At 39.9% G+C, this 9,657-nt stretch carries 10 protein-coding genes; 4 read left to right on the top strand and 6 right to left on the bottom strand.

Annotated features, from left to right (window positions below; all coding sequences use genetic code 11):
* Nucleotides 1–328: 328 nt before the first annotated feature.
* A complete protein-coding gene (locus ACWIB3_RS18535; protein ID WP_185214268.1) occupies nt 329–661 on the bottom strand; it encodes a YegP family protein in 333 nt (110 codons plus the stop codon).
* A 75-nt stretch (nt 662–736) separates the two neighbouring features.
* A complete protein-coding gene (locus ACWIB3_RS18530) occupies nt 737–1,117 on the bottom strand; it encodes a YchJ family protein (protein WP_313262114.1) in 381 nt (126 codons plus the stop codon).
* 163 nt (nt 1,118–1,280) lie between these two features.
* On the opposite strand from ACWIB3_RS18530, the gene ACWIB3_RS18525 reads away from it, so the two are divergent.
* Both ACWIB3_RS18525 and ACWIB3_RS18520 read left to right on the top strand, forming a co-directional pair.
* Nucleotides 1,281–1,793 (top strand): lipocalin-like domain-containing protein, encoded by a 513-nt coding sequence (locus ACWIB3_RS18525; RefSeq protein ID WP_185214270.1) that lies wholly within the window; start codon nt 1,281–1,283, stop codon nt 1,791–1,793.
* Between the two features lie 255 nt (nt 1,794–2,048).
* Nucleotides 2,049–3,959 (top strand): amidophosphoribosyltransferase, encoded by a 1,911-nt coding sequence (locus ACWIB3_RS18520; protein ID WP_313262115.1) that lies wholly within the window; start codon nt 2,049–2,051, stop codon nt 3,957–3,959.
* 466 nt (nt 3,960–4,425) lie between these two features.
* Here the strand turns inward: ACWIB3_RS18520 and ACWIB3_RS18515 are convergent, their stop codons facing one another.
* Complete coding sequence (locus tag ACWIB3_RS18515) at nt 4,426–5,211, bottom strand: murein L,D-transpeptidase catalytic domain family protein (protein WP_237219580.1); 786 nt, start codon at nt 5,209–5,211, stop codon at nt 4,426–4,428.
* 69 nt (nt 5,212–5,280) lie between these two features.
* Nucleotides 5,281–6,321 (bottom strand): L,D-transpeptidase, encoded by a 1,041-nt coding sequence (locus ACWIB3_RS18510; protein ID WP_454292364.1) that lies wholly within the window; start codon nt 6,319–6,321, stop codon nt 5,281–5,283.
* Between the two features lie 138 nt (nt 6,322–6,459).
* On the opposite strand from ACWIB3_RS18510, the gene ACWIB3_RS18505 reads away from it, so the two are divergent.
* On the top strand, nt 6,460–6,873 hold the full coding sequence (locus tag ACWIB3_RS18505) for an NUDIX hydrolase (RefSeq protein WP_254527892.1): 414 nt from the start codon (nt 6,460–6,462) through the stop codon (nt 6,871–6,873).
* A gap of 79 nt (nt 6,874–6,952) precedes the next feature.
* Here the strand turns inward: ACWIB3_RS18505 and ACWIB3_RS18500 are convergent, their stop codons facing one another.
* A complete protein-coding gene (locus ACWIB3_RS18500) occupies nt 6,953–7,546 on the bottom strand; it encodes an outer membrane beta-barrel protein (RefSeq protein ID WP_185218742.1) in 594 nt (197 codons plus the stop codon).
* 540 nt (nt 7,547–8,086) lie between these two features.
* Here ACWIB3_RS18500 and ACWIB3_RS18495 point away from each other — a divergent pair.
* The gene (locus ACWIB3_RS18495; RefSeq protein WP_454292363.1) at nt 8,087–9,241 is read left to right on the top strand and encodes an MFS transporter; all 1,155 of its coding nucleotides are present in this window, start codon (nt 8,087–8,089) and stop codon (nt 9,239–9,241) included.
* 222 nt (nt 9,242–9,463) lie between these two features.
* Here the strand turns inward: ACWIB3_RS18495 and ACWIB3_RS18490 are convergent.
* The coding region (locus ACWIB3_RS18490) for a hypothetical protein (protein ID WP_454292362.1) at nt 9,464–9,657 on the bottom strand (194 nt) is incomplete at its 5' end.

The raw sequence follows: 9,657 nt of genomic DNA, 5'->3' as shown, positions 1-9,657 counted from the left end.
GATCATCCCATCATAAGGGATGATCTTTTGAAAGATATTCCCGACATCAAGGCATTCTTGTCCATGTGTAGTGGATGGTGCGAAAAGCCATCTTAAATGAGCCGAAGCCTTTTGGTTACTTTTGGGCTTCAAAAGTAACGAAGAAATTTGCAGAAAAATATCTCACCCCTTCCAATTGTTTCTCAAAACATTCATCCATCCTTCCGTAGGAAGTCCTTTAGCCCCCCCGGTTCATTCCTTTGCTGGAGAGATGGACGGCATGCGTACATCTGGCCACAAAAAAAGCCACAATCAATGTGGCTCTCCATAATGGTAATATTTTCGAATATTAAACTGTTGTATCGTCAATACTTGCGTCAGGAGCGTTTTCTTGGATTGATTTGATGCCGTTGCTGCGGCCAGCTTCGCTTTCGTACATTTCGCTCGTTCCGATGATCTGACCGTTGGCAGCTTTTAGGTTGAAGTAAAACTTACCGTTCTTTGCTGTTAACTTGTCAAATTTTGAACTGTCTTGTGAATTTTTCTTAACGGACTGTATCCCGTTTTCACAAGCAGCTTTTGTGGTATAACCTTCACTGCTTAGGATGACCTGTCCATTTGCAGCTTTTAGGTTGAACTGGAATTCCCCATTCTTCCTAGTTGAAATTACAAACTTTCCCATAGTTTAAAATATTTAGTTATTTACTAATTTACTAATTTCCAATAAATTCCAAACCCTCAAAAACCATAATATTATTTAGGCAATTATTCTGCCATCCAAATAGTACCAAGTCCCCTGCAGTTTTTGGAACCTGGATTTTTCATGGTGCTGCTGTTTTCCACCGAAGGGATCCACAAAATAGGCCTTAAATTCTACCGTGTTTTCAGTGGCTTTTATGATTTCCAATCCTTCCCATTTATTCTCTTTGCTCCACTGTTCAATTTCGGACTTTTTCTGGAACCTTCTGCTGTTGGGGTGGAAGGAATTATACAGAAAATCGACCAAGGATAGGCAGAAAGCACTATATCTTGCCCGCATCAGCTGCTCGGCAGATTCGGCATTTTTTAGGTCAAGATGTACAATTTTGCAACAATCTTCATAATTATTTCCAGAACCACAATAACAATTCATGTTCATATTCAAGGGATTAAGATTTTCTTCTTTTTTAGGGACCAAGGTTGGTCTAAAACTTGTTTACCGAATATACAGATGTTTCGTTTGTCACAGAAATATCTATATAAGGAATGTTACAAACTATTAATGAAGAATCGCCGTTATAATGGCAAACAATAACCCCTAAATGACAACATTGAAGAATGAATTAGTAGGCACATGGCAACTACTATCCTATATAGAAGTACCTATTAAAGGTGCAGATTCAATATTCCCGATGGGCCAATCTCCAAAGGGATTATTAATGTATGGAGCTGATGGCTTTATGTCAGTCCAGATATCAAGTTCAGAGCGCAGTCAATATGCCTCTGATGACCGCTATTTAGCGAACGAAAAGGAAATCCAAGAACAGGTCAAAGGTTTTATCGCTTTTGCCGGTTCATATAAGATCGACAATAACAATGCTATTGTTCAATATTCCATTACAACATCTTCATTCCCGAATTGGGAAGGTCAATTCCAGGAACGCAAGATCGATTTTGAAGGTGATATCCTGTACCTGAAATCCGTTGAACCGATTCTTTCGGACGGTATCATGGTCAATAGCTATATGACTTGGCAACGCATAGAAAAAGCTGAGTTTGTTTCAAGACGTGAAAAATTCATCGAATACACAAAGCCTAAAGTTGTAAACCCATAATGGGAGAGCCGCAGTACCAAAGGTTTTGTATGGTTGGGCATATCAGATACGCCCAACCATACAAAATTCTTTTTCCCTCAACAGGATTATAGAATATAATTAACTCCACATTATTTTAACAGTAATATCCGATATTTCCGTTCTGGTGTCTGATGTCTCTTGTCTGAAGTCTATCTTTAAGTGAAATATTTTTTACATTAAGATGTATCTGATATTTTTTCAAAATTCCGTACCTTTGTGCCATCAATTCAAGATATGAGTGACGCTATAAAACACGAGTGCGGTATCGCACTAATCCGACTACTAAAACCCCTATCTTATTATCAAGAAAAATACGGTACGCCCTATTACGGCATCAACAAGTTGTACCTTCTTATGGAGAAGCAGCACAATAGAGGCCAAGATGGAGCGGGTATTGCGACGATTAAATTCGACGTCAAGCCTGGTAACCGTTATATTTCGAGGTACAGGGCCATGGGGTCTTCGGCAGTTGCCGAAATCTTCGAATACGTTCAGAAGAAGTTCGCTGCGGTTAACAAAGCTTATCCTGAGGAATCCAAGGATACCCAATGGTTGAAAGACAATGTGAGCTTCACGGGCGAAGTGTTATTAGGCCATTTGCGTTACGGCACACATGGTAAAAACAGTATAGAAAGCTGTCATCCATTCCTTAGACAGAATAACTGGATGTCCAGAAATCTCGTTGTAGCAGGTAACTTCAACATGACCAATGTGGATGAACTGTTGCAGCAACTGTACGATCTCGGACAGCACCCTAAGGAACAAGCGGATACGGTTACGGTACTGGAAAAAATCGGTCACTTCCTAGATGAAGAAAACCAAAAGCTTTTCGATAAATTCAAGCAGGACGGTTATTCCAATATTGAGATTTCCGCCCAGATTGCGAAAAACATCGATGTTGCCAAGATATTGACCCGTTCAGCAAAGACTTGGGATGGTGGCTATACCATCGCCGGTATTTTCGGTCATGGAGATGCTTTCGTTATGCGTGATCCTGCAGGTATCCGCCCAGCATTCTACTACCAAGACGATGAAGTGTTGGTCGTGGCTTCGGAAAGACCAGTAATACAAACAGCTTTCAACATTCCATTGACTGCTGTCAAAGAGATCAAACCAGGCCATGCCTTGATCGCTAAAAAAGATGGAACGGTAACTGAAGAAATGTTCAGACAACCGGTAGAACAGATGTCCTGTTCCTTTGAGAGAATCTATTTCTCCAGAGGGTCAGATGCTGATATCTACCAAGAACGTAAATCCCTTGGTAAATTATTGATCCCCCAAGTATTGAAGGGTATCAACAACGATATCAAGAATACGGTATTCTCTTTCATCCCGAATACTGCCGAAGTATCTTACTACGGTATGATGGAAGGAATCAACCAACATGTCAGAGATTGCCAGAAAGAGGCCCTTTTGAACCGCACGGATAAAATCTCGGATGAAGAATTGAATGAAGTATTGGATCTAAAACCTCGTTTCGAGAAATTGAACGTGAAGGATGCCAAACTCCGCACCTTTATCACGCAAGATGCTGACCGTCAAGATATGGTACAACATGTCTACGATACAACTTACGGTATCGTAAATGACCATGAAGATACCATCGTTGCCATCGATGACTCTATCGTTAGGGGAACGACCTTAAAGCAGAGTATCCTAACCATTCTGGACCGTCTACATCCTAAAAAGATCGTAATCGTTTCTTCAGCGCCTCAGATCCGTTATCCGGACTGTTATGGTATCGATATGTCCAGGATGTCAGAGTTCGTTGCATTTGAGGCAGCAATCGCCTTATTGCGCAAGAATGGATTGGCCCACATCATTGATGAGGTCTATCAAAAATGTTTGGCTTCAACGACCATGCCGAAAGATCAGGTTGAAAACTATGTAAAGGCAATCTATGAGCCGTTTACCGATGATCAGATCTCGCAAGAGATCTCCAGGATCGTGAAACCTCATAACCTGAACGCAGAGTTGGAAGTAATTTTCCAAACGTTGGATAACTTGCATATTGCCTGTCCAAACCACAAAGGTGATTGGTACTTCTCTGGTAACTATCCTACTCCGGGAGGTAACAAGGTTGTAAACCGTGCCTTCATGAACTGGATGGAAGGTAAGAACGTAAGAGCATACTTCAGCAGCTAGTCTGGATTATAGAAATATTAAGATTTAAAGGTCATGATTTTATCATGGCCTTTTTCGTGCCTATTATCTTGACCTCAGTTTGACCTTGTTCGAGACACATTCGGAAAATTGAAAATATGTTAGAGATCAATTCCCAATTCAATCCAGTAAATTCCCGAATGATTCTCGAATATGTCTCGAATAAGGTAGGTCTTTTAGCTAAAATCCTGTCCAAAAAAATGGCCTTTTGATAGGTTGATTTTGAATTCAAGATATTATTGAAATTCCTTGTTGGTGGGGGAATGTTTTCTTTGCCAAAAAAGAACGTATTGTTTCAATTCGAAGCTAGCAAATTTTGCCGTTATTCCATATTTCTAAATATGTAATCAAAAAAAAGATCATGAACCCCAGTTTCAATAACCGGATCCATGATCTTTATCTTTTATCGGAACCTCCGTCTAAATACTAAATACTTAGTACTAAATACTTAATTCAGAACAGTTTTAGATTTACCTGTTTCCTCATCATGCTGAGTGGCAATCAGGGTAGAGGTTGGTTCCAAAGGATGTTTCTTTACAAATTTTGTAGAGGCCAGATATTCTTTGTTTCCGGCATAGATATACATCAGACTTCCACCTTTGATCGTATTGATGATCGGTTTGGTCAATTCGCGAGGTAGGGCAGGGCAGCCGTAGCTTCTTCCTAATCTACCGGTAGATTTAATGATATCTGTACTGCAATAATCAGCTCCATGAACCACGATGGCCCTAGGTCTTGCTTGATCATTGATTCCTTTTTCAAGTCCATCCAGGCGCAATGAGAATCCATTTCCGCCGTAATAGGTTTCTTCAGCATAGTAGAATCCAAGTGAACTTTGGAAAGATCCGTGTTTGTTAGAAAAAGATTTTGCAAATTTTTCACCGCTGTTTCTTCCATGGGAAACTATGTTGTGGTATAAAAGCTTTTTGGCTTTCATGTCCAGGACATACATTCTTTTGTCGGTTGAAGGCAAGGTGAAATCAATGATGGTCATGATGTTCCTGTTCTTGGGGTTCAATTGCTGGTAACCTTGCATAGCTTGCTCGAAGGCGTCCCATTTAATGATCCCTTGCAGTTTCATTTCATCATATAATTCTTTAACTGGATCTTTTACTACTTCTACTTTTGTCTGTGTGATTTCTTTAGGAGCATTTACTTGCGGATTGATGTTTAGGTCTCCAGACATTGTGGAGGTCGCAATAGCCCATAATGAAATAAGCAATAGTTTATTCATAAGCACATTTTCCTAGTCTCTTTTTACAAAGCTAGGAAAAATATGACAATCAAAGTGTTAAATACGGTTCTAGTCTATTACAACCACCAGGGATTTAAAGGGTTTTGACGTGTCGTAAACAAACTTGGCATGAGATGACGCATTTCTGACACACATATGTGACCTTGGTGTCGTACCCAATGACCATGAATACTCCACGATCTTACCTTTTGGATTATTCACCGGCACACCATGGATATAGCCTCCATTGGTGAATCGGGACGCATATGGGGCAAATCCTTCAATGGTCGTCGTCCCATCGCCGTAATAGAACATTTTTGGTTTTTGTTCTTGGACCATAAAGATTCCAACCGGTGTTTCCATCTGGTGAGGCGGGTTGTGCTGACCCGATGTAGCAGGGTTCATACTGCGGATTTTCCATTCATTTTCGCCCGTTCTTTCCACGGTCATAATATTTTGGTTTGTAACATCTACAATGTTGACATGGGTAATTTTCAGGGAATCACCGATAGATTTAACATATCTTTTCGGCACAAACCAGGTTCCTACAAAGGAGATCCCATTGACCTTGACCATCTTTAGGGTGTCGGCGCTTTCCAAGCTTACCAAGGATCCATCACGGCCGTAAATGGAAGGTTTTTTACTGTCTTCGGCTTGGTATAGCGGTGCAGACTGATATTTTTCGGTGCCTAAGGTGTCGGAAACCCGTTTATAGGCATTACGGACAAAGTTTTCCACAACGGCAGCTTCGCCATTACGGTTTTTATAGTTTTGAAGGACGCCATATTGATGGGGAGCCCTTTGGAAATTTTCAATGAATGCCAATTTTTCCTTGATCTTTTCGATTTGGAATTGGCGGGTGGTATCCTTGTAAGGATAGGTTTCCTCTAAAGAGTGTTTATCGTATTGTAGATCTTTTTCCAGTTTGATGTCAGCTGCAGTGCGAGGTCTTTCCCTTTCTGCTCTTTCCGCTTCTTCTTGAGCTTTTTTAACGCGCTCTATGGAATCTTGCTTTCTTTTCTCAGCAGCACTAGTGGTTTTTGACGAGTTCTTACAGGATGCGACGATTAATAAAGCAAAGAGTAAGGACCAGAAAAAGTAATGTTTCATTCGCTAGTTTGGTATTTTTTAGTGGATTGTAATCTATTTTTGATGCAAAAATAGGATTAACTTCAATATCAACCTATTGAATACTAAAAATCATTCCATTATTTCGGAAATTAGGAAATTAATTCTCAAATTCATCAAATGAAGCTAAATAACTACATCACCATTGCCGTTGGAGTTATCATTAACAAACAGGACGAGTTATTGACCGTCCAAAAAAATGGCTCCAGCTATTATCAGCTTCCGGGAGGCAAGATAGACGCGGAAGAGCGACCCGTGGATAGTTTGATCCGGGAACTGAACGAAGAATTGCATATTAATTTGGAAGAACAGCATTGTAAGCTCTTAGGCGTACATGAGGCCCAAGCTGTCAATGAAAAGGGAAAAACGGTCCGGGGCTATGTTTTTCAATGTGAATTTGTGGATCAATTTGAAAAGATAGAACCACATGCGGAACTTAGGGAAATCCGTTGGGTAAAAAAAACCGAGATAGAAGAAGTGAAATTGGCCAATCTATTGAAACAATTTGCCTTGCCCATCTGGATGGAAAACTAGTACGTTTGGAGAAAAGTAGGTAAAAAATAAAGGGATTGCCCGTTTAGGCAATCCCTTTATCTATAATAATTATTATCGATTAAAAGTGAAAAGTAACACCAACAGTTGGAGCTAATGAATTTACGTTCAATCCGTATGTATTCACTGTAGATTTTACATCAGTAGCTTCATCAGTTGAAGAACCATTGTTGTAGAACAAACCTTTTACTTTAAATTCAATACCTAAGTTTGAAGTAGGGAAGTAAGCCACACCAGGAGCTAATTCCACACCATAGTTTGCTGTAGTACTTGTTTTATCACCATTTAATTTTTCAGTACCCCATGACATAGGAACAGTCAATTGACCGAAGAATTTTACAGGACCTTCATTGTTACTGTACATTCTTCCAAATGGAGCAACAACAAAAGAAGAATAGTTATTTTTTGTGTCAGGACCATTTTGGCGTTCATTCCAAGAGTAACCAATACCAGTACCTACAGCGATATTATCGGCTACAAAGTAACCCACATTAGGGATGATGCTAAACTCATTTGATTTTGTGTCTGAATCTTTAATAGAATGACCTTGGTAGGTAACTTGGCCACCTAGCATAAATTTACCTTTTTCAGTTTGTGCATTTGCTGCTAATCCTAATACTGCTACAGCAGATAATGTAAGTAATAATTTTTTCATGATTTCAATATTAATTGTTTGACTTTATTGTCATATATGGTCAAATAGTCAATCTCTGTACCAACTTGATCGACGTATTAGATGTTTAAGCAACTATTTTTTTTAACTAATCAATAAGATGTTGAAATACAGGGAGTTTAAATTATTTACCGGATTTTTTAATGACAATTAACAAACAATCTTCAAACCATAGCTAATTTCTTCAACTGATAATAGTTAAAATAATAGCCAAAATGTCATGGATTTCGGGAAATTTAGACTGTCAAAAAATCACTTTGCTTGTCAGGTCCTCAAGAATTAGGCATAAGCGATCCTTTTTCGGATTTTGCCGAGCGCTTGAGGCGTCACAACTAAGGTGTTTCTGTAGGATATGCTGAAGGAATGAGGTTGTTCCTTTAATTATTGAAGGTAACTCAAATAGGATTTATAAATTTTAAGTTTTAAACCCAAACCAAGGGTAGATTCTTTAGTTTTACGATATTAATAAAATCTATGGAAAAAAGCGGAAATCCTATACTTTCAAAATCCCTGTTATGGCTCATGACAATCGTATCAGGGGTCGTTGTAGCGAATAATTATTATAATCAGCCTTTATTGGCAGAGATGGCATCAGAATTTGAGGTTTCTGAATCCACAATCAGTAAGATTACCGTCCTGACCCAGCTTGGATATGCCTTTGGATTATTGATGATCATTCCATTAGGTGATAAGCTGTTCAGAAAGAAGTTGATACTTATTGATCTGGTATTTGTTTTTTTAGCCTTGCTTTGGATGGCCATGTCCAAAGAGTTATGGATGATCTCCATTGCGAGTTTCTTGATAGGATGCACATCCGTTATACCGCAACTCTTTGTACCTATGGTAGCAGACCTGTCTAATGAAGAGAGTAGGTCCCAAAATATCGGCATGGTGATGTCAGGCTTGTTGATGGGAATTTTACTGTCCAGGTTTATCGGCGGTATTGTAGGCGATATTTGGGGCTGGCGAAGTATTTATTATGGAGCCGCAGTCCTGATGTTGATTTCATGGATCTTTGTGTACCGTATGTTGCCGGAAATGAAACCTAACTTCAAAGGGAATTATTCTTCCTTAATGAAGTCCGTTTGGAATCTGGCAAAATCAGAACCTATCCTACAATTGGCCTCATTCAGAGGTGCGGTTAGTTTCGCTTCTTTATGTGCAGTATTTACCACTTTGGCCTTTCACCTTGAAGAGCCACCCTTTGAGGTCGGTCCATCAGTGGCGGGTACATTTGGCTTGATTGGAGCAGCAGGAGCTTTAGGTGCTGCCTTTGTTGGTAAATTAAATCGAGTTTGGTCTAGACATAAAATTATTACGGTTTCACTTTTTATCCTCCTTTTCAGTTGGTTCTTTACCTATTTTATGGGGAATACCTATTTGGGCTTGGTAATCGGCATTGTCATGATCGATCTGGGATTGCAATCTTCGCATATCATGAACCAATCCGATTATTTCGCTATCAAGACCCCTGCAACAAGTAGGTTGAATACGGTTTATATGGTGACCTACTTTATCGGAGGTTCTTTCGGTTCATGGCTGGCAGCACAGGCTTGGGGATTTGCCGGTTGGACAGGGGTATGTACAGTAGGGGCAAGTTTTGCGGTCTTGGGGCTGGTCTCGCACCTGCTGCTGGCGAAGAAAGTGAATGAAATGAAGAAAGGTGATTTGAATTAAATTTTTTAGGGGTATATTATAGTCGATTGAAGGATTGTTTTGAACCAGGATTGGGATTCGACTCCCCTTCGGCTTCGCTCAGGGAGAGCTCACCCAACGAGGATGAGAGGATGGACCATGATTTGGGTCAATTTGTCGCAGGAAAGTCCCCAATACGTTAGGGGCGTATCGAATACGCCCGCCCCATACAAACATGAATTAAAATCATTTTCTTCGTTACTTTTAAAGCCCAAAGTAACCAAACCGACGAAGGAGCTCACGGATGCCAATTATCTTCGTTACTTTTGAAGCCCAAAAGTAACCAAAAGGCTTCGGCTCATTTAAGATGGCTTTTCGCACGGTCATCCGCACATGGACAAGAATGCCTTGTTGTCGGGAATATCTTCCTTCAAAATTCTCCCTTTTGATGGAGAATT

The organism is Sphingobacterium sp. NPDC055431 (genome assembly GCF_053644255.1).
This window is presented reverse-complemented; position numbering and strand designations above follow the sequence as displayed.

Bases quoted from the DNA above. Each gene is read 5' to 3' on its own strand.
- ACWIB3_RS18535 (WP_185214268.1), bottom strand. From the start codon at position 661: ATGGGAAAGTTTGTAATTTCAACTAGGAAGAATGGGGAATTCCAGTTC.
- ACWIB3_RS18530 (WP_313262114.1), bottom strand. From the start codon at position 1,117: ATGAACATGAATTGTTATTGTGGTTCTGGAAATAATTATGAAGATTGT.
- ACWIB3_RS18525 (WP_185214270.1), top strand. From the start codon at position 1,281: ATGACAACATTGAAGAATGAATTAGTAGGCACATGGCAACTACTATCC.
- ACWIB3_RS18520 (WP_313262115.1), top strand. From the start codon at position 2,049: ATGAGTGACGCTATAAAACACGAGTGCGGTATCGCACTAATCCGACTA.
- ACWIB3_RS18515 (WP_237219580.1), bottom strand. From the start codon at position 5,211: ATGAATAAACTATTGCTTATTTCATTATGGGCTATTGCGACCTCCACA.
- ACWIB3_RS18510 (WP_454292364.1), bottom strand. From the start codon at position 6,321: ATGAAACATTACTTTTTCTGGTCCTTACTCTTTGCTTTATTAATCGTC.
- ACWIB3_RS18505 (WP_254527892.1), top strand. From the start codon at position 6,460: ATGAAGCTAAATAACTACATCACCATTGCCGTTGGAGTTATCATTAAC.
- ACWIB3_RS18500 (WP_185218742.1), bottom strand. From the start codon at position 7,546: ATGAAAAAATTATTACTTACATTATCTGCTGTAGCAGTATTAGGATTA.
- ACWIB3_RS18495 (WP_454292363.1), top strand. From the start codon at position 8,087: ATGACAATCGTATCAGGGGTCGTTGTAGCGAATAATTATTATAATCAG.